The sequence below is a fragment of the Pontixanthobacter aestiaquae genome, from assembly GCF_009827455.1.
Classification (GTDB): Bacteria; Pseudomonadota; Alphaproteobacteria; order Sphingomonadales; family Sphingomonadaceae; genus Pontixanthobacter; species Pontixanthobacter aestiaquae.
Map to the genome: position 1 here is coordinate 1,310,166 of NZ_WTYZ01000001.1, position 19,646 is coordinate 1,329,811.

At 57.3% G+C, this 19,646-nt stretch carries 18 protein-coding genes; 9 read left to right on the forward strand and 9 right to left on the reverse strand.

All coding sequences use genetic code 11. The features are described 5' to 3' along the window. The first annotated feature begins 7 nt into the window (after positions 1–7). From scpB to tatC, 4 genes are read left to right on the forward strand one after another with little or no spacing between them, the layout of a single operon-like run. A complete protein-coding gene (scpB, locus tag GRI35_RS06140) occupies positions 8–691 on the forward strand; it encodes an SMC-Scp complex subunit ScpB (protein ID WP_160613343.1) in 684 nt (227 codons plus the stop codon). 50 nt (positions 692–741) lie between these two features. Next, positions 742–987, forward strand: a complete 246-nt coding sequence (tatA, locus tag GRI35_RS06145) for a twin-arginine translocase TatA/TatE family subunit (RefSeq protein WP_202390520.1) — start codon at positions 742–744, stop codon at positions 985–987. A 24-nt stretch (positions 988–1,011) separates the two neighbouring features. Then, a complete protein-coding gene (tatB, locus tag GRI35_RS06150; RefSeq protein ID WP_160613344.1) occupies positions 1,012–1,440 on the forward strand; it encodes a Sec-independent protein translocase protein TatB in 429 nt (142 codons plus the stop codon). A 3-nt stretch (positions 1,441–1,443) separates the two neighbouring features. Continuing rightward, positions 1,444–2,289 carry a twin-arginine translocase subunit TatC gene (gene tatC, locus GRI35_RS06155; RefSeq protein WP_160613345.1) on the forward strand — a complete coding sequence of 282 codons (846 nt, stop codon included), beginning with the start codon at positions 1,444–1,446 and terminating at the stop codon, positions 2,287–2,289. 173 nt (positions 2,290–2,462) lie between these two features. Here tatC and GRI35_RS06160 read toward each other — a convergent pair whose 3' ends face one another. The 3 genes from GRI35_RS06160 to GRI35_RS06170 form a co-directional block, all read right to left on the reverse strand. Then, the gene (locus tag GRI35_RS06160) at positions 2,463–2,699 is read right to left on the reverse strand and encodes a hypothetical protein (RefSeq protein ID WP_160613346.1); all 237 of its coding nucleotides are present in this window, start codon (positions 2,697–2,699) and stop codon (positions 2,463–2,465) included. 323 nt (positions 2,700–3,022) lie between these two features. Continuing rightward, positions 3,023–4,678 carry an amidohydrolase gene (locus tag GRI35_RS06165; RefSeq protein ID WP_160613347.1) on the reverse strand — a complete coding sequence of 552 codons (1,656 nt, stop codon included), beginning with the start codon at positions 4,676–4,678 and terminating at the stop codon, positions 3,023–3,025. Positions 4,679–4,697: 19 nt separating this feature from the next. Beyond that, the gene (locus GRI35_RS06170; RefSeq protein ID WP_160613348.1) at positions 4,698–5,588 is read right to left on the reverse strand and encodes an NAD(P)-dependent oxidoreductase; all 891 of its coding nucleotides are present in this window, start codon (positions 5,586–5,588) and stop codon (positions 4,698–4,700) included. A 100-nt stretch (positions 5,589–5,688) separates the two neighbouring features. Between GRI35_RS06170 and GRI35_RS06175 the strand changes: the two genes are divergently transcribed. The 4 genes from GRI35_RS06175 (at position 5,689) to GRI35_RS06190 (ending at position 14,242) form a co-directional block, all read left to right on the forward strand. Beyond that, positions 5,689–6,918 (forward strand): threonine ammonia-lyase, encoded by a 1,230-nt coding sequence (locus GRI35_RS06175; protein WP_160613349.1) that lies wholly within the window; start codon positions 5,689–5,691, stop codon positions 6,916–6,918. A 163-nt stretch (positions 6,919–7,081) separates the two neighbouring features. Beyond that, positions 7,082–7,933, forward strand: a complete 852-nt coding sequence (locus GRI35_RS06180; protein ID WP_160613350.1) for an arginyltransferase — start codon at positions 7,082–7,084, stop codon at positions 7,931–7,933. A 25-nt stretch (positions 7,934–7,958) separates the two neighbouring features. Beyond that, positions 7,959–10,061 carry an autotransporter assembly complex protein TamA gene (locus GRI35_RS06185; RefSeq protein ID WP_235900149.1) on the forward strand — a complete coding sequence of 701 codons (2,103 nt, stop codon included), beginning with the start codon at positions 7,959–7,961 and terminating at the stop codon, positions 10,059–10,061. A gap of 11 nt (positions 10,062–10,072) precedes the next feature. Further along, on the forward strand, positions 10,073–14,242 hold the full coding sequence (locus tag GRI35_RS06190) for a translocation/assembly module TamB domain-containing protein (RefSeq protein ID WP_235900150.1): 4,170 nt from the start codon (positions 10,073–10,075) through the stop codon (positions 14,240–14,242). Here GRI35_RS06190 and GRI35_RS06195 read toward each other — a convergent pair. Together GRI35_RS06195 and GRI35_RS06200 are read right to left on the reverse strand one after the other, a co-directional pair. After that, positions 14,236–14,619, reverse strand: a complete 384-nt coding sequence (locus GRI35_RS06195) for a hypothetical protein (RefSeq protein WP_160613352.1) — start codon at positions 14,617–14,619, stop codon at positions 14,236–14,238. The genes GRI35_RS06190 and GRI35_RS06195 overlap by 7 nt on opposite strands. Next, the gene (locus tag GRI35_RS06200; RefSeq protein WP_160613353.1) at positions 14,616–15,257 is read right to left on the reverse strand and encodes a lysozyme; all 642 of its coding nucleotides are present in this window, start codon (positions 15,255–15,257) and stop codon (positions 14,616–14,618) included. Before GRI35_RS06200 ends, GRI35_RS06195 begins: the two co-directional genes overlap by 4 nt. 70 nt (positions 15,258–15,327) lie before the next feature. Between GRI35_RS06200 and GRI35_RS06205 the strand changes: the two genes are divergently transcribed. Continuing rightward, complete coding sequence (locus GRI35_RS06205; RefSeq protein WP_160613354.1) at positions 15,328–16,155, forward strand: hypothetical protein; 828 nt, start codon at positions 15,328–15,330, stop codon at positions 16,153–16,155. 15 nt (positions 16,156–16,170) lie between these two features. Here the strand turns inward: GRI35_RS06205 and GRI35_RS06210 are convergent, their stop codons facing one another. From GRI35_RS06210 to GRI35_RS06225, 4 genes are all read right to left on the reverse strand, one after another. Continuing rightward, on the reverse strand, positions 16,171–17,106 hold the full coding sequence (locus GRI35_RS06210) for a calcium/sodium antiporter (RefSeq protein WP_290258924.1): 936 nt from the start codon (positions 17,104–17,106) through the stop codon (positions 16,171–16,173). Beyond that, positions 17,103–17,372, reverse strand: a complete 270-nt coding sequence (locus GRI35_RS06215) for a hypothetical protein (RefSeq protein WP_160613355.1) — start codon at positions 17,370–17,372, stop codon at positions 17,103–17,105. The genes GRI35_RS06210 and GRI35_RS06215 overlap by 4 nt, the downstream gene beginning before the upstream one ends. A gap of 198 nt (positions 17,373–17,570) precedes the next feature. Then, on the reverse strand, positions 17,571–18,980 hold the full coding sequence (gene glnA, locus GRI35_RS06220; protein WP_160613356.1) for a type I glutamate--ammonia ligase: 1,410 nt from the start codon (positions 18,978–18,980) through the stop codon (positions 17,571–17,573). 81 nt (positions 18,981–19,061) lie between these two features. Continuing rightward, the gene (locus GRI35_RS06225; RefSeq protein WP_160613357.1) at positions 19,062–19,400 is read right to left on the reverse strand and encodes a P-II family nitrogen regulator; all 339 of its coding nucleotides are present in this window, start codon (positions 19,398–19,400) and stop codon (positions 19,062–19,064) included. Positions 19,401–19,646 lie beyond the last annotated feature (246 nt).

The window sequence follows — 19,646 nt, forward strand, 5'->3', positions numbered from 1 at the left end:
CCCGGACATGCCTGAGAACATAGTCGATGATCTCGAACGGGCGGTAGAGGCGACTTTGTTCGCCACGGAAGAACCAATGTCTATCGAGGCATTGGCGGGGCACCTTGGCGGCGCTGATGTTCCTTCTGTTCGTGCCGCGGTGCAACGCTTGGCAGCGCATTATGAAGAGCGCGGTATTCATTTGGTTGAGCGCTCCAAGAAATGGCACTTCCAAACCGCTGCCGATCTGGCGCATCTGCTCCGCCGGGAGCGCGAACAGGTGCGCCGTCTCTCGCGTGCTGCCACCGAAGTTCTGGCGATCATCGCGTATCATGAACCCGTCAGCCGTGCCGAAATCGAATCGGTACGCGGCGTACAAACTGCCAAAGGCACCTTGGACGTTCTCATGGAAGCGGGCTGGGTACGCATCGCGGGGCGCCGCGAAGTGCCCGGCAGGCCAGTGATTTACGCTACGACTCCTGAATTCTTACAGCACTTCGGCCTTGCTTCGCGGCGCGACTTGCCCGGCATCGACGAACTGCGTGCAGCAGGTCTGCTTGATCCGGTCGATGATGCATATGATGCACTTATGACCCCGGACGAAGAAGATAATCCATCAGGGGCAGATGCTGAGCCGTCACGGACCGAAACGGACGCCGAGCACGGCGCAGAAACGGATTTATCGGGTCACGCTGGCGCTACCCCCTCTTAATCCCTATATTGGGTTGGAACCTTTGGCTCATACCAGAACGGAACACTATCATGTCGCTTGGCCCTTGGCAGCTCATTATCATTGCAATCGTCATTCTCGTCCTGTTCGGGCGCGGGCGTATATCGGAAATGATGGGTGATTTTGGTAAGGGTATCAACAGCTTCAAAAAGGGCATGAATGAGGATGAGAAATCCGAATCGGCTCCGGCTAAGCCCGCTGGCCAGATTGAAGCGCCAACTGCTGATGTGAAAGCCAAGTCCGAAGTTCAGGCCAGCAAGCCCACCGACAACTCCTAAAACCGACTAAGGCACCGCTTACACATGTTCGACATTGGTGCCCTTGAATTGCTGATGATCGTGGTCGTCGCGATCATCGTCATCGGCCCCAAAGATATGCCTGCGGCTTTGCGCGTGGCCGGCCGCTGGATCGGCAAGCTGCGCCGTGCTTCTGCACAATTCCGCAGCGGTTTCGACTCCATCGTGCGCGAAGCCGAGATGGAGGACATGGAGAAGAAGTGGAAAGAGCAGAACGCCAAGATCATGGCTGAAACGCCGTCAGGTGAGATGGGTCCGCTTCCCGAGAGTGAGGCGGATGTGGCGATGCCTGTGGAAGAGAAGCCTAGTGGCAAGCCGGTTGATCTGACGATGGATGCAAACGCGGAAGCAAGCATCAATGTGGCGCCTGAGCCACCCGAGAAAGCGCCACGCGATGAGCCTATGTTACCGCTTGAATCGGGCGAGAAGTCGTAAGTCATGGCTTTTGGCATCAACGATATCGACGAGACGCAGGCTCCGCTGCTGGATCATCTCGTTGAATTGCGGGCACGCTTGGTGCGCTGTGTGTTGGCCTTGCTGCTTGCGTTTGGCGTGTGCCTTTATTTTGCCGACCCTATCCTTGGGTTTCTAATCCAGCCGCTTAAAGGCGCCTTCGCAGACGGGCAAGGGCAGTTGATCTTCACCAAGCTCTATGAGGTGTTCTTCGTCGAGTTGAAGGTCGCTTTGTTTGCCGGATTCTGCGTGAGTTTTCCGTTTATTGCCAACCAATTATGGGCGTTTGTGGCACCAGGTCTTTACGCCAATGAGAAGAAAGCCTTCCTGCCGTTTCTGCTCGCTACTCCGCTATTGTTTATCTCTGGTGCGGCGCTTGCCTATTATGTGGTCATGCCGACAGCGTTCACGTGGTTCCTCGGTTTTGAAGGTGCGGTTGGCGGGCTTGAGATTGAGGCGCTGCCTACTGCGAATGAGTATCTGGGCCTCGTCATGCAGTTTATTCTGGCATTCGGAATTTGTTTCCTTCTGCCTGTCTTATTGCTGCTGCTGCACCGTGCGGGGATTGTATCGCGCGAACAATTGGCGGGCGCGCGTCGTTATATCATTGTCGGGGTAATTGCGCTCGCGGCCATTGTGACGCCACCTGATCCGGGATCACAGCTCATTCTGGCAGTGCCGCTATTGCTGCTGTTCGAAGGATCTTTGCTGATCATGCGGATCACTGAGCGTAAGAATAAGTCGAAAGAAACCGCAGACGAAAGCGGCGGAGACCAAGACGGGGCTGGCGATGATGCGGGCGACCTGCCTGCAATTGACGCGGAGGCATAGGCGACCTGTCGATCAAGAAACGATGGCTTGCGCAAAAATCACAGCTTACGAACTTCTAAAAATCTACCGGCAGTGCGGTTCAACGCCCACTGATCTTCAGCCATCAAATCTCAAGCACGCACAAAAAAGCGGGACCCGCAGGCCCCGCTCTAATTGTTCAGCCTAAACTGGCGTTACGGGCTTGTAGGCGCGTCGTCGTCTTCATTACCACCGGCAATAATAATACCAGCGATAATCGCTGCAGCAGCAAGAATAGCGAGAATGACGCCCGCGCCGCCGGAGTCACCACCGAGATTGCTCTCTTCAGTAACTGGTGCAGCAGCACGATCGGCATCAGCACTTTGTGCGATGGCTGGCGATGCAGCCAGCGAAACAGCCGCTGTAGCAGCAAGTAGGTTACGGAACTTCATTTCAATCGTCTCCTCAGAGCTCTAACTTGTTCAAACTCTCTGGCTTACTAAGGGATTTGCTACAGTGAGGCAACCCCAAAGTTCGTATCAGATTGTTCAATATGTTACCGAATTGTAACACTTATCCTAATTGTTGATGACCAGAATCGTGGTCAGAAATCTGTATTTTGTCGCGTATTCCGGAGAGATGACGGTCACCCGCTCACTTCTCTAGTATGGCATACACAATGATCGTCTCAATTCTATTAAAGTTCCAGAAACGTTCAAATTTTCCGGCGAACCGTTCTTCAGCACCGGCGGTTTGAGTTGCACCGCAACATAGATCAATCGGCGGAGTAGACTTCTATCCCGCCGACCCACGTCCCTAACACCTGCGTTTCGCGAATCGATTCGGGTGAGGAGAGCATCGGGTCGCGATCAATGAATACGAAATCAGCGCGCTCGCCTTTTGCCAGCCTTCCGAATCGGCCCTCGGCGAACCCGGCATAGGCCCCGGCGGACGTAAATCCGGCCAATGCCTGCTCTCTGCTCACAGCGTCCTTGGGACGCCATCCTCCGAACGGCTGACCGTCTGGTCCTGTGCGCGAAATTGCGGCGGCGATATTAGCAAACGGGTCAGGCGATTCGACCGGCGCGTCTGACCCGAAGGCCAATGGCGCGCCGATTTCAAGAATCGTCCGCCAAGCGTAGGCACCTTCCAACCGTGCAGGGTCGAGCCGGGCCTCGGCCATTACACGGTCCGAAATCTGGTGGACCGGTTGCATCGACGCAATAATGCCGTGATCGGCGAATTTACCGATATCTACCATATCGACGACTTGCGCATGCTCAATCCGCCAACGCCGATCTCCGTCATATGTATCGGACATATCGTTGATAGCGTTGAGCACTTCTCCGTTGGCGGCGTCACCAATCGCGTGAATTGCGAGCTGGAACTTATCCAGTGCAGCGCGGCTCATGAGATTGCGCAGTTGCGTGCTGGTTTGCAGTGGTAAGCCGGTGTTGCCCGGATCGTCCGCATAGGGTTCCTTCAGCCAAGCCCCGCGTGAACCGAGCGCGCCATCGAGATAGAGCTTTACACCGTTGAGCCGCAGCTTGTCATCATACAGCCACGGGCTTGGGCCCGGACCGCCGATCAATTCCATCGCCTCGACCCCCGCAGCGTAAGACATGATGCGCATTTTCAACCAGCCACCATCGCCCGCTCGGCGGAAGGACTGCCAGTCTTCAATGGTGGTCCCCATATCGGCAGCTGCAGTTATGCCGAATGACAGCAAGATGTCCTGCGCTTTGGACAACGCCAAATCGCGGTCTTCGGGACGCGGGGCAGGGACAGCGGCTTGGACAAGCTGCGCGGCGTTATCGACGAAGATACCAGAAGGCGCATTGCCTCCTGCAACGCGCTCGATACGTCCGCCAGTGGGCGATACGGATGATGAATTTACGCCAGCAAGCCGCATTGCTGCGCTATTGGCCCAGCCTGCATGGCTATCGACGCGTTCCAGCCAAACGGGTCTATCTGCGACCACGGCATCCAACTCTTCGGCGGTCGGGAATCGGCCCAGACCCCATTTTTCCTGGTTCCAGCCGCGCCCCAGAATCCAGCGCCTGCCGGGGTTCGCCGCGGCATATTCTGCGATTTTCGCCTGGGCTTCTTCGAGCGAGTTTGTGTCTGAAAGGTCTAACGTCAACGCACCGAAGCCAATTCCCATAACGTGCAGATGCGAGTCGATCAGGCCGGGAATGAGGTAACGCCCCTGACCATCATAGCGGTAATCGGTGACAGGCTTCTCGTCACCGCGCTTGAGTACTTGAGCAATGCGTCCATCGTCATCCACCCAAAGGGCAACAAAGCGCTCAACTTTGCCGTCCGCATTGATCGTGATGCCTTGGACATTGTCGACCAAAGTATCCGCAAGCGCAGGGCTGGCGAAGAAGGCAATTGAGGCGGCCAGAGAAGTCAGTAAGCGTGTAATCATGCATTCAATCCCGTGAGCATTATCGTGGCAATCTGCGTATCAGCGAGCTGGTATCTTGTCGCCCGCCATCCATATTTTGGATGTCTTCATAGAAGCCATCGACCTGTCTGGTGATTGGGCTTTCGAGCCCCAAACGCCTCGCTTCCTCAAGCGCATAGGCCAGATCCTTGCGCATCCAGTCCACCGCGAAGCCGAAGTCAAACTCGTCCTTGACCATTGTGTGCCAGCGGTTTTCCATCTGCCAGCTTTGCGCCGCGCCGCCGGAAATGGCTTCGAACACTTTGTCAGCGTCTATCCCTGAGGCTTGCGTCAACCGAATTGCTTCGCTCAGTCCGCCCAGCACGCCCGCAATGCACATCTGGTTAGCCATTTTGGCAGTCTGTCCTGCGCCCGCATCACCGACATGGACGATCCGTTTGCCATAGGCTTGCATAATTGGCTCGGCGCGAGTGAAGGCATCTTTTGTGCCTCCACACATTACAGCAAGCGCGCCATTTTCGGCACCGGCTTGCCCGCCAGAGACTGGCGCGTCGATCGCTGCAATGCCGCGCTCGGCGCAGGCCGCATCGATACTGCGCGCCATCTTGGCAGAAACGGTCGTGTGGTCGATTAGCAGCGTGCCTTCAGCCATTGTACTGAGCGCGCCATCATCACCCATCAGAACCTGGGCTACATCCTGATCGTTGCCGACGCAGCTGATCACAATATCGACTCCGGATGCGGCTTGTGCAGGCGTGGCTGCGATATCGGTGCTTCGACCTGCCTCTGTTTGAGAATGCTGCCATTTCTCGGCGCGTGCAGCGGTACGGTTGTAAGCAATTACACGGTGTCCGGTGGCGGCAAGATGTCCTGCCATCGGACCGCCCATTACGCCGAGCCCTATAAATGCGATGGTCAATTGGTCTGTCATGCCGGGGGAATTACGGCGTTTGACCAGCAAAGCAAATGCCTATGCGGTACAAATCAATCTTGTATTCCCCAATGATCTATTTTCGCCTACTCGCCGCGTCATGACAGGGAAAGCTACCGATCTTCTGACGCTCGAAACCATTCGGGCCGCTGCCGACCGTATCAAGGGTGCCGTAGTGCGTACGCCCACAATGCACAGCATTACGCTGTCTGAGATTACCGGGGCGCAGATTTGGCTGAAGTTTGAAAACCTGCAATTCACCGCTGCTTATAAGGAGCGCGGCGCGCTAAACGCGCTCCTGCATTTGGATGACGAACAGCGCGAGCGCGGCGTCATCGCGGCATCTGCTGGCAATCATTCGCAAGGTCTCAGCTATCATGGCCGCCGACTGGGGGTACCCGTCACGATTGTGATGCCGCGCACAACCCCGACCGTGAAGGTTATGCAGACAGAGAGCGTCGGCGGCAACGTTGTGCTGGAAGGTGAGACATTTGACGATGCCTATGCCTATGCCCGTCAGCTGGAGAAAGAACGCAATCTGACATTCGTTCATCCTTTCGATGAGCCCAATGTCGCGGCGGGACAGGGCACCGTGGCCTTGGAAATGTTCCAAGACGTACCCGATCTGGATTGCATCGTAACTCCAATCGGCGGTGGCGGGTTGATGTCCGGCATGGCGACTGTAGCAAGAGCTTTGAAGCCTGAGATGGAAGTGATTGGAGTGCAGGCCGAACTCTATCCATCAATGTACGCGCGGATGAAGGGCAAAGATCTTCCCTGTGGCGGTGACTCGCTGGCGGAAGGTATTTCCGTAAAAGCTCCAGGCGAATTCACAGCCGAGATTATTAAAGACCGCGTTGATGATATCGTCTTGGTGAGCGAGTCACAGCTCGAGAAGGCTGTGTCACTTTTGCTGCAAATCGAGAAGACGGTTGTGGAAGGCGCTGGTGCTGCCGGCCTAGCTGCGGTTCTTGCCAATCCTGACAAGTTTGCGGGCCGCAAAATCGGCTTGGTGCTGTGCGGTGGCAATATCGATACGCGCCTGCTGGCCAATGTTCTGTTGCGTGATCTCGCCCGGTCCGGCCGCCTCGCACGGCTGCGGATTACTTTACAGGATCGTCCCGGCGCGCTTTACAAGGTCATGACCGCATTTAATACGCACAACGTCAACATTATCGAAATCTACCATCAGCGTATTTTTACGACACTGCCTGCAAAGGGACTGATTACCGATATCGAATGCGAAGCGCGTGATCGTGCACAGCTTAACGCGCTGGTCGAGTCGCTTAGAGAAAGCGGCTATGATGTTAGCCAAGTCGAACTGAACTGACGCATTCCGGCACACCTTTGTTACGCGCAGAGAAATTGTGCAAAATAATCAATCATTAACCGTGTTATTTGGTTAAGGACCTTTTACCGGCGGGCTGTGCCATGCATAAGAATAGGCCACCGACTTCAGACCGATTCTTGCTTTAGAGGACACACAGCAAGCCGTGACGGCCCCCGTTCGCTTCCCCCGTTTCTTTGTGACGACGCCCGCACCCTGCCCGTATTTGCCGGGTAAGAGCGAGCGCAAGGTATTTACCGAGCTCAAAGGCGATCATGCTGACCAGCTGAACGAAGCGTTGGGCCGGATCGGTTTCCGCCGCAGTCAAACGGTGGCGTATCGGCCAAGCTGCGCAGATTGTAACGCCTGTGTCTCCGTTCGTGTTGTGTCTGAAGAGTTCACGCCCAGTTCAACCCAGCGCCGCAATTTGCGCCGGAACAGTGATCTGGTGGTGACCGAATGCCGCCCTTGGGCGACCGAGGAACAATTTGAGCTATTGCAACGCTATCTCGCCGTTCGGCATCCTGGCGGCGGCATGGCTGCCATGGATGAAACGGATTACGCCGACATGGTTGAGCATACGCCAGTATCCAGCTATGTCACTGAATATAGGGAACCTTCCGACGGGAACGAGCCAGGCCGATTAGTAGGTGCCTGTCTCACTGATCGGCAGGGCGACGGGTTGTCGATGATCTACAGCTTCTACGACCCGGAACATGAGTCGCGATCAGGTCTTGGCAATTACATTATCCTCGAACACATCCGGCGTGCTGCAGAGCAAGGCCTGCCCTATGCCTATCTCGGTTACTGGGTCGAAGGGTCTGACCGAATGCGGTACAAAGTCCGCTATCGCCCGCTTGAAAGACTCACCCGCAGCGGATGGCAACGTCTTTCCCGTGAACAGCAAGACGCTCTCATTGCTAATACAGCAGACAAGCCGCGCACTGACGAGGGAAGCGGCTCCAAAGAGGGCAACAGCGATCAATATGCACCCGAAAGCAGCAGCGCGGTCGACTAAATCGCACTTGCAACGGACCGCTTGGATGGCAGCGGGCGCACTAATGCTCGCTGGCTCGCCGAGTGTTGGCCAAGAACCCAATTCACAAAGTCTGGATGATCTGATCCCTGATTCTGCGGTGGAGAATGCCGAAGCCTGGGCGACCGACAGCGCTCCACCAGCGCCAGACGCGGCGGAAGAAGATGCGGTCCAGCCCGATGAGCCGATGGCGGAGCTGCCCCAGCTCAGCGTGGAATGGCCCGATGATTTGGACCTTCCACCGATCGAAACACTTGAACCTGATGATGACATCCGTTTCGCGGACAGCAACTTACCACTATTGCCGGAAATTCCCGACGCAGCGCTTGAAACGATTGGCGATAATTTGGTTCTTGCATTTGCAGGCGACGAAACCGGATTTGCGCAGCGGGAAGAATTTGTAAGCCGATTCAGGACTCTATCGACCATTGCCGACCTGTCTAACGGTGACGAGAATATCGCGCAATTGGCGGCCAGAGCGCGCGCCGACCAAGATCTGCTTTCCGAATTGCTGCGGATCTATGGCTATTATGACGCACAAGTTGTCCGAACCGTCGGCGGATTGAGTCCCGGAGAAGAGCAGGCCGATCAAAATCCGGTGGTCCGCTTCGATATTGTTCCCGGTCAGCGCTATCGTTTCGGAGCAATTGATCTGGGCGATCTCGGCACCGCTCCTGATGCAGAAAGCCTTCGCGGCATCTTCGAAATCCAGACGGGTGATCCGCTGTCGAGTGACGCAATTGTCGAGGAGCAGCTCGATCTGGACACAGCATTGGGCGAGGGCGGCTATCCATTTGCGGAAATAGACGAACCCGATCTGCTGATCGACCACCGCGAAACGCGCGGCGATCTGACGCTGCCGGTCAGGCCAAACGGCAAATACGCATTCGGCGAAGTAGTTAGCTCCGACCCCGATTTCCTTTCCGGCAAGCATATCGGATCGATTGCCCGGTTCGAACAGGGGGACATCTATCAGCGCAGTCTCGAACTGGACCTGCGCCGTGCCGTGACAGCAACTGGGCTGGTCTCGTCAGTCTCGGTGACGCCGCGTGAAGTAACGCCGCCAACAGAGACTGAACCGGGCGTTGTCGCGATGGATGTGAAGATGACCAAGGCCCCGTTACGCACGATTGCCGGTGCCATCGGTTATGGTTCGGAGGAGGGCTTCCGCCTCCAAGCAAGTTGGGAGCATCGCAATTTCTTCCCGCCTGAAGGCGCGCTGAAATTTCGCGGCATTCTGGGGACGCAGGAACAGCTAGCCGGGATTACTTTCCGCAAGAACAATTTTGGCGGGCGCGACAAGATCCTGACGCTGGATGCCTTTGCCAGCACCATCGACAGCGACGCGTTTGATGCGCGCACTGTGGCTTTTGTTGCTAATTACGAACGGACATCCAATTTGCTGTTCCAGAAGCCGCTAAGCTGGAGCGTCGGCTTTGAGGCGATCGCAACCGGCGAGCGTCCACCCACGGTGAACGGCGTTGTCCCGCCTCGCGAGACCTTCTTTGTCGGCGCATTACCGGTCAGTGCCTTGCTCGACACGACGGATGATCTGCTCGATCCGACCGAAGGGTTCCGGTTTGGAGGGCGGCTTTCGCCGGAGATTTCGAGTAATAATGGCGTGCAGAGTTTCTATCTGCGCGGGCAAGTTGATGCGAGCTATTACCAGGCGATCAACGATCGTGTGGTGATGGCAGGCCGCGCGCGCTTCGGCGCGATTCTGGGCACAGATCTTGACAATATTGCACCGTCGCGGCGGCTCTATGCCGGTGGCGGCAGCTCGGTACGCGGTTATGGTTTCCAGCAAATCGGCCCGACCGATGCGCTGGGCGATCCGAGCGGCGGGCGCTCGCTGGTGGAATTCTCGCTCGAAGCGCGGATCAAGACTGGCTTCCTTGATGGTGCGGTTTCGGTTGTGCCGTTTGTCGATGCGGGCTCGGTTAGTACCAGTACAACGCCCGGCTTTGATGATATCAAAATTGGGGTCGGCATGGGTGTGCGCTACGACACCGGCTTCGGGCCGATCCGCGTGGATGTCGGTGTGCCGCTCAATCCGGGACCAAATGATAATCCGGTCGCGGTTTACGTCTCTTTGGGGCAGGCCTTCTGATGGGCGAAGAAATGTCTGAAAGCGAAGCACCGGTGGCCAGGGCTTCGAAGCGGTCGCGGCTGTTCAAATGGATTGCGGGAATTTTACTCGGCCTGCTGCTGGTGATGGTTGCTGGAGTGGCATTCCTCAACAGCTCATTCGGCAAGCGCCTTATTTCTGACCAGATCGCGCAAGTTGCACCTGCATCTGGCTTGCGGTTTGATGTGGGCCGGATTGAAGGCGATATATTCGAAAATGCCATTCTCCACGATGTGGCGGTGTCCGATCAACACGGCGAATTCCTGACAATACCGGTGGTTGAACTCGATTGGCGGCCACTTAGCTGGGTCACAAGCGGGCTCGATATTCGTAATCTGACCGCGCGACGCGGGACGTTGCTGCGTATGCCGGAATTGCTTCCCGGTGATCCCGATGCGCCCATACTTCCCGATTTCGATATCCGCATCGACCGTTTCGAGATCGACAATCTGACGCTTGCACCCGGCGTGGTCGGCGATGACGCGCAGCGTGTCGATATGCTGGCCAAAGCAGATATTCGCGATGGCCGCGTGTTTGCTGAGATCGACGGCGATTTAGGCACCGAGGACAAGCTTTACGCGTTGATCGACGCTGAGCCCGATGGCGATAAATTCGATCTGAAATTCGATTACGACGCGCCGATTGGCGGTGTGCTGGCCGGAATGCTCGGTGCGGATGCCGGATATTCCGCAAAGCTGGTTGGTGACGGTACATGGAGCGACTGGACCGGCAATTTTGTGGCCCGGCGCGAGGAAGATGCAGTTGCGGCTTTCCGGATCACCAATGCAAGCGGGCAATACCGCATTCTTGGTCAAGCCTATCCGTCGGACTTGGTCTCCGGCCTCACCGCTAGCGCCCTCGGAAGTGCTGTATCGTTTGATGCCAAGGGCACGCTGGTCGATAGCGTGCTCGATGGTTCGCTGCGTGTTGCAGCGCAGGCTTTTGCGGCGAATGGCGAAGGCGCGGTTGATCTCGCCGGGAACAGTTTTGATGTTTTCGAACTGTCGGCGCGGCTAACCGATCCTGGCCTTTTCGGCAGCGGTATGCGCGTCGAGGACGGCGCTATAACGGCAACCGTGGACGGCGCGTTTCGTGATCTGGATATCGAGCACTTGCTGTCCGTCGGCTCGTTTCAGGCGGGCGACACCCGTATCGAGGATATCCGCCAGCAAGGAATTGTAACCTATGACGGTGCACGCTGGACGCTTCCGCTGAACGCTAATATTGGCCGGATTGAGACGGGGAATGCGCTCGCCGATCCGCGTCTTGTTGGCGGCACGATTGGCGGGACGGTGATCTATACAGGACGGCAGGTCTTGTCGGATAATCTGGCGATTGCTTTTCCCGATGCCAACGCTCGTCTCTCGCTATTGGGAGACACTTTGGCTGGCACATATGCCCTGCGCGGTCCTGTGACGGCGAATGGACTGCCGCTCGACAATGTTGGAATATTGAATGGTAGGGCTGATATCGATTTCCTGATCGGCAGCACTGCACCGTGGGTGCTGCGTGCCGATTTCGACGGCCGGATACCCCGCGTCACCAATGACACGCTGGCGAATTTGGCTGGTCCCGTCATCCGCTTGAGCGGCGGAATTTCGCTGGGCTCGGCTACGCCAATCGACTTTCGCAACGTGCGCCTTTCAGCCGAAAAATTATCGCTCATTATGGATGGGAGAGTTCGCGAGGGCAGCACCAGTATCGCGGGCAGCGGGACGCATCAGGCTTATGGCGATTTCACCGTTGAAGCTGCCTTCGCGGATACTGGCCCAACCGCGACTTTGGTGTTTGCAAGCCCGCTCCCAGCAGCCGGTCTCGAAGATGTCCGTGTGGCAATTGCGCCCAGCGAAGAGGGCTTCGATATCTCGACCGATGGTCAATCGCTGCTCGGCGCCTTTAGCGGGGAAATAGGCCTGGTCTCTCCGGCCATCGGTCCCACACAATTGGCTATTCGCGAGTTGAACATCTGGAAGACGGCGGTTGAAGGCAATTTGACGCTGGCGGATGGCGGCGCGGATGGGCGGCTTACGCTAAGTGGTGGCGGTCTGGAGGGACGGATCGGCTTGGCGACGCGCGACGGGGGCCAAGGTTTCGCGTTCGATATCGATGCCAACCGCGCGCAATTTGGCGGCGACACGCCGATTTCGATTGCCAGCGCCGATCTGGAAGGCCGTGGCTATCTGAAAGAAGGCAACTCGACGATTGAAGCCTCTGCAGTTGGTCAGGGCTTTAGCTATGGCACATTGTTCATCGGACGTATGGCAGCGAGCGCCGAACTCGAGAATGGCAGCGGAGTTGCCACGGCGTCGATTGCTGGACGGCGGGGGAGCCGGTTTAATGTACAGCTCAACGCTGGGATTGAGCCAGAGCGTATCGCCATAGCCGGGCGTGGAGACTTCGCGGGCAAGCGTATCGCCATGCCGCGCCGTGCAGTGCTGTCGAAGCAAAGGGATGGCGGCTGGCAACTCGCCAGAACGCAAATTACCTATGGCGGCGGCGGGTTGATTGCATCGGGCGAATTCGGCGGCGGAATGACAGCCGTCGATCTGGCGCTGCAAGACATGCCGCTTTCGCTGGTTGATCTGGCGATCGCCGATATGGGGTTGGGTGGGACAATCTCCGGCCTGGTGGATTTCCGTGCTAAGGCTGGTGGGGTGCCAACAGGTAGTGCCCGTGTGCAAGTCGATAATCTGACACGGTCTGGTCTGGTCCTGTCTTCCAAGCCGATTGACTTGGCGTTGGTTTCAAATCTGTCTGCGAGTGAATTGGAACTGCGTGCGGTGGCTGATGAAGGCAACACGCGTCGCGGCCGAATTCAAGCGCGGATCGGCGGATTGGCACAATCGGGCGGTCTGGTGTCACGGCTGCGGCGCGGAAACCTGTTTGGCCAATTGCGCTATAATGGGCCAGCGGAGTCCGTATGGCGTCTGGCAGCGATCGAAGCCTTCGATCTGACCGGTCCGCTGTCTGCGACCGCCAATGTCACAGGTACGCTCGCAGATCCGCTTGTGCGTGGCTCTATACGGAGCGATGATCTGCGTGTGCAAAGCGCGCTCTCCGGGACGGACATTCGCAATATGTCGGTACGCGGCAGTTTTTCCGGCTCGCGTCTCCGTCTGTCACGTTTCTCCGGCGAGACCGACAATGGCGGTAGCGTGTCGGGCAGCGGCACGATTGATCTGGTCGATCTGGGCGAACGCGGCCCGGCGCTGGATATCAAGGTTGCGGCGAAGAATGCACGCTTGCTCAACGCCAATGGTATCGACGCCACGATTACCGGTCCGTTACGGCTGATATCGAACGGCATCGGCGGCACCATAGCCGGCCGGGTAAAGGTCGACAGGGCGGCGTGGGCATTGGGTAGCGCTGCAGAGCAAGCTGGCCTGCCGCAGATCAACACACGCGAGATCAACATTCCCGCCGATATCGCCCCCGCCAGAGCGCGATACCGCCCATGGCGCTATTTGATTGACGCCAAAGCGGACAGCCGTGTCGATGTCGACGGGCTCGGTCTCGACAGCGAATGGAGCGCGGACATCCGCCTGCGCGGCACTACCGATGATCCCCGCATGGGCGGCGCGGCGCGGGTTGTGCGCGGCTTTTATAGTTTTGCCGGAACCCGCTTCGAACTCACACGCGGACGGATCGACTTTAACGAGAACGAACCGATCGATCCGCGCCTCGACATCGTCGCCGAAACGGACCGTACCGGGCTGAGCGTGGAAGTCAGGGTGCGGGGCAATGCGCTGACACCAGAAATCACATTCAGCTCGACCCCTGCATTGCCCGAGGAAGAGATCCTTTCCCGCTTGCTGTTTGGCGGCTCTATTACCGAACTTTCTGCAACGGACGCACTGCAACTGGGCACCGCGCTGGCCAGTCTGCGCGGCGGGGCGGGGCTTGATCCGATCAATGCGCTGCGCACGGCCATCGGGCTCGACCGCCTTCGCATTGTCAGTGCCGATCCGGCGTTGAACAGAGGTACAGGCATCGCGATCGGCAAGAATATCGGGCGGCGTTTTTATGTCGAACTGATCACCGACGGGCGCGGATACAGCGCGACCGAGGCCGAGTTCAGGATCACCAGTTGGCTATCGCTACTGGCCAGTGTCTCAACCATTGGGCGCGAGAGCGTGGTCGCCGAAATCAGCCGCGATTATTGACCGCTGCGGGCCTCCAACGCGTCGAGGCGTTGGTCGTGCTCTTGGTCCTTCAGCCGCGATTGCTCGGAATATAGATCCTGCCCGTCCATCCACCCGCCGCGCTGGGTCAGCTCGTTCTGCATGTTTTGCGAGGCCACAACCAGCATCGTTATGTTCTCGGTCAACTTATCGATCTTCTCGCTATTCGTGTTCGCGGTGGAGGCGGCCTGCGAGATTTGCAACATAATGAACGAAAAGCCGCCAATGATAAGAAAGCTGAAAGCGGCGATACCTAGCTTGACCCACAAATCGGCCTGAACTTTCGCGCTTAGCCCGACGCGCTCCGGTTTCAGCGCGTCGAGTATTGCCGCTGCATCGGGTGAAAGCGGAGCGTTCATGCAGCATTTCCGTAAAGCTTGGCCTCTGCCTTGCGGCGTCGTGTCAGCCCTCTCATCACACGGCCGCCTGCGCGGTTCCAGCGGGCAAATTCGTGCAAGGCTGCGGCATATTCACCCGCTTTGTGGCACTTGGTTAAAGTTGCGCGTGCAATCGCACCGGTGTTGTAGTGGAAGCTGACCAGCGCATCGAACTGGTTTTGTGTTGTCGGCGCACCGTCCAGTGCCCGCGCAACGTCACCGGCATAGCGGACCAGATCGCGCTCCAACCGTTCATCGCATTCTTCTCGTGTCCACACGGTGCCGGGGCCTATGCGGCCCTGTCCCTCTAGTCCTGGGCCAGTCGCGCCCCAACCGATGGTCCACGGATCGCCGCCGGTTCCGGGATCGGGATAGGCTTCCACCATCCCGTCACCGCGCAGCCGCGCGCAGCCCTCAAATAGCTTGATGAGCGCGATGCCGCGCTCGCCAATCCTACAGGATGGAACACATGGAACAGGGTCCTGATCGGAAATCTCCGCCTCGCCCGCTGCTTGGTCCACTGCTCGATCGAGCAGATCGACCTCGCTCTGTTTAAAGCCTCTGCCAAGCATCTGGCGAACGGCGCTAAAGATGGGGGTGCGGTCGAGTGTTTGTGACATTGCTTGCCTCTTCGATTCGGGAATGAGACCGGACAATTAGTCAGGAAAACGCCGAGTAGGAAAATGGTTTATGAGGCCATACGCAACCGCAGCGTTTGTCTTCATTGACCAATGGCGCATCGCTCGGCACACATCGACCATGCCTTTCTTCACGCCTAAGCCACCGATTACCAAGGATGAATTCGACTGGTTGATCGCCTGCTTTGCATGGCTGCGGGCAGTGTTGGATGATCGCGGAATTACACCTGAATTCGTTTTGCCAGGGCATCCGATGTTGGCAGAGTCGAGGACTGCCAATGAGCTTTTCGAGGCGGTCAAAGTTCTCGCGGGAATGGAGCAGTGGCCGTGCCGGCTTGAGAAAGTCGCCGATGATTTCGATCCGGGCGATATCCGTATCCAACCGGAAGGGAGCAGCGCGTGCGGGACATTTTCGGTCGAAGGTGGTGAGGCCGTAATCCGGTACAGCGACAGCATGCTGCAGAAGCCCGATGCCCTGACGGCCACTTTCGCGCATGAGTTATGTCATTATCTTCTGTGCAATGCCGGTGATCCACCAGGAGGGCCGGATCTGATGGAGCATTCCACCGATTGCGCGGCTGCCTATATCGGTTTCGGGGTATTCCTTGCCAACGGTGCGCGTGAGTTTGCCCAGTTCAATGATGGCGAGTGGTCCGGCTGGCGGGCATCGACTACGGGCTATCTTTCGGAACAGGCTCGGGTGACAGCGACCGCACTCTTTGCCGACCTGCATGGCCATGATTTGTCCGCCGCACAGGCAGCCCTCAAACCCTATCTGCAAAAGGATTTGCGCAAAGCGGTGAAGGCCGTGCGGCACGCGCATCCCGATGTTTCGCAGTCGCTCGATCGCGTCGATCTGCTCGACTGGAATTACGGCTAGTGCCGTGCGAGTTGTTTAGCGCATAACCAGAAATGTGGTGTAGGCGGCAAAAAGACACACCAACAGCCCGCCCTCTGCTCGCGCGACCTTCCATCCGGAACGGAGCTGGACAAGCATGAGCGCGGTCACACCGGCCATCACCCATATATCAAATCGGGCGATTTCGGCGGGTACCGATAGCGGATGGATCATCGCGGTCAGACCCAAAATTCCCAGCAGATTGTAGATATTCGAGCCTACGACATTGCCGATTGCCACATCCGGGTGGCGCTTCATTACCGCAACAAGGCAGGCGACCAGTTCTGGCAAGGATGTACCGATGGCAACGACCGTGAGGCCGATTACAGTCTCCGACACGCCTGCTGCCACCGCCAACACGGTTGCGCCTTCAACCAGCATTCCGGCGCCATACACTGCAGCTGCAAGGCCGCCGATGACCATGGCAAACGGCACTGTAATATTGGTGGTAGCGGGCGCGGCATCTCCAGCTTCCTGCGCATGGCGTGTTTCCTCGGCATCGCCGCTGTCCTTTTCAGACCGATAGGCCCACACCAGATAGGCGCACAGGGCCAAAGCGAATATCACTCCAATCATCCAGCCGATTGTGCCGACCAAGACAGCCGCAACACACAGCATAGTCGCTCCGCCGAGCGCGACGGAATCGCGCAAGAAAGCCTGCCGGTTGACGGCTAGCGGCAGGATCAAAGCCGACACACCCAAAATCAGCAGGATATTGGCAATGTTTGATCCGATAATATTGCCCAATGCGATGCCCGGGGAGCCGGCCAAGGCTGCCTGCACGCTGGTTGCGAGCTCAGGCATAGACGTACCGAATCCGACAATCGTCAGGCCCGCCAGCATCGGCGATATCTTGAGCAGGCGGGACACCCCTAAAGCGCCCCGGACCAGCAGCTCTCCGCCAATCGCCAGAAGGATCAGACCCCCGATCACCAGGACAGATGTGCTAATAGAAAATCTACCATCAGGCTGACACAGGCAAGCGCAGTGGCAGCGCCGGTTGCCAAGGCGGCCTGAGCATTGAGAATCTGTGTGCGGTTGACCGCAGTCACCAGCCGGTTGAAATCGGCGTAATCCAGCGTTTCGTGTTTGCTGATCCGCCTAACTTTGCGTCTGCTGGCTCTCAGCCACAGGGCGCAGGCCAGCAAAGCAATACAGACTGTCAGCAAATCAAGTGCTGCTTCGAGATGCAATTCCATCCGCACAAACCCAACCGGAAAACCGAGAATGTGCCTGCCGACATCGCAGATATACCGGTGTATCTGCCAGAGGGGCCCGGAGGCTGTCGATCAATGTAATCGTGCGGATATATTCTACAAGAGGAAACGGTATTGAGTATGCAAAAAAGGCGCCCGGATTGCTCCGGACGCCTTTTCTGTTGTCGTATGTGACGCGAATTACGCGCTGTAATACATGTCGAATTCGACTGCTGCCGGAGTTGTTTCCAAGCGGCTGACTTCATCCCATTTGAGTTCGGTATAAGCCATGATCTGGTCCTTACTGAATACGTCACCCTTGAGCAGGAAGTCATGATCGGCTTCGAGGGCCTCCAGCGCTTCACGCAGCGAACCGCAGACTGTCGGCACGTCGGCCAGTTCGGCTGGCGGCAGATCGTAGAGGTTCTTGTCCATCGCCTCGCCGGGATGAATCTTGTTCACGATGCCGTCGATGCCCGCCATCATCAGCGCGGCCGATGAGAGATACGGGTTGGCCATCGCATCGGGGAAACGGAACTCGACGCGCTTGGCTTTCTCGCCAGCACCGTATGGAATGCGGCACGATGCCGAACGGTTACGGGCAGAGTAAGCGAGCAGCACTGGCGCTTCGAAGCCCGGAACCAGACGCTTGTAGCTGTTGGTGGTCGGGTTGGTGAAGGCGTTCAGGGCTTTCGCGTGTTTGATAACCCCGCCGATGTAATAAAGGCACGTGTCCGACAGACCGGCATAGCCATTGCCTGCGAAAGTGTTCTTGCCGTCGTTCCAGATCGACATGTGGGTGTGCATGCCGGAGCCGTTATCGTCCTTGATCGGCTTCGGCATGAAAGTCGCGGTTTTGCCATAGGCATGGGCAACCTGTTGCACGACATATTTATAAATCTGCATGTTATCGGCAGATTCGAGGAGCGTTGCGAAAGTCACGCCTAGTTCGTGCTGAGCGGCAGCAACTTCGTGGTGATGCTTGTCGCATGGCAGACCCATTTCGAGCATCGTAGCGACCATTTCGCTACGGATGTCGACGGCGCTATCGACTGGAGCAACGGGGAAATAACCACCCTTGGCGCGCGGACGGTGGGCCATATTGCCGCTGTCATACTCGCGGCCAGAGTTCGTTGGCAGCTCGACATCGTCGATCATGTAACCCGAACCGGCATAGCCGTCTTCAAAACGCACATCGTCGAACATGAAGAACTCGGCTTCGGTACCCACGAAGATCGTGTCACCGAGGCCAGCAGCTTTCACGTAATCCTGCGCGCGCTTTGCGGTCGAGCGCGGATCGCGGGAGTAAAGTTCGCCGGTTGATGGCTCAACAATGTCGCAAAACAGGATCATCATCGGCGTTGCGCTGAACGGATCAATATAGTGACGGTCCAGATCGGGGCGCAGGATCATGTCGGATTCATTGATGACTTTCCAACCTTCGATCGATGAACCATCGAACATCAGGCCGTCTTCCAACTCGTCTTCGCCCAATACGGATGAAACGATGGTCAAGTGCTGCCACTTGCCCTTTGGATCAGTGAATCGAAGATCGACCCATTCGATGTCTTTCTCTTCGATAACTTTGAGGATGTCTTTTGCGGTAGCCATAATGTTCCCTTTGGCGGATTGAGTGGGAGGGCAGTGAAATTGTGGAGATGCGGCCCGCCCCGTGCGGCAGCATCCTGAAACCTAGATTGCGTCGTCGTCCTTTTCGCCGGTCCGGATGCGCAGCGCGCTTTCGATAGGAGACACAAAAATTTTGCCATCACCAATGCGCCCGGTTTGGGCAGCCGCCGCGATGGCCTCGACCACGCGCTCTGCAGTGGCATCGGGTACTACGACTTCGAGCTTAACCTTGGGCAGGAAATCGACGACATATTCGGCGCCGCGATAGAGTTCGGTATGCCCTTTCTGACGCCCGAAGCCCTTGGCTTCGGTAACCGTGATTCCCGATACGCCCACTTCGTGCAGCGCTTCCTTCACTTCGTCCAATTTGAAGGGCTTGATGATCGCTTCGATCTTTTTCACACATACCTCGTTTCGAGGGCCAAATTCATTACGGCCCCTGCGCAATTGACCGACTCCGCATCAGGCGGGCCGGTCCATCGGAATTCCGATGGAATACTATCCAAGAACCGTGCCAGAACCGGCTTGTTCCAAGAATTTTGGGAGTAGGGCGTGCAACCCCATCAGAGTCCAGCACAATATCGCGAATTGCTATGCAGAAGAGGTTCAGTTGCGCTGCGTGAAAGCTACTGCTCTGCTCGTTTCAAG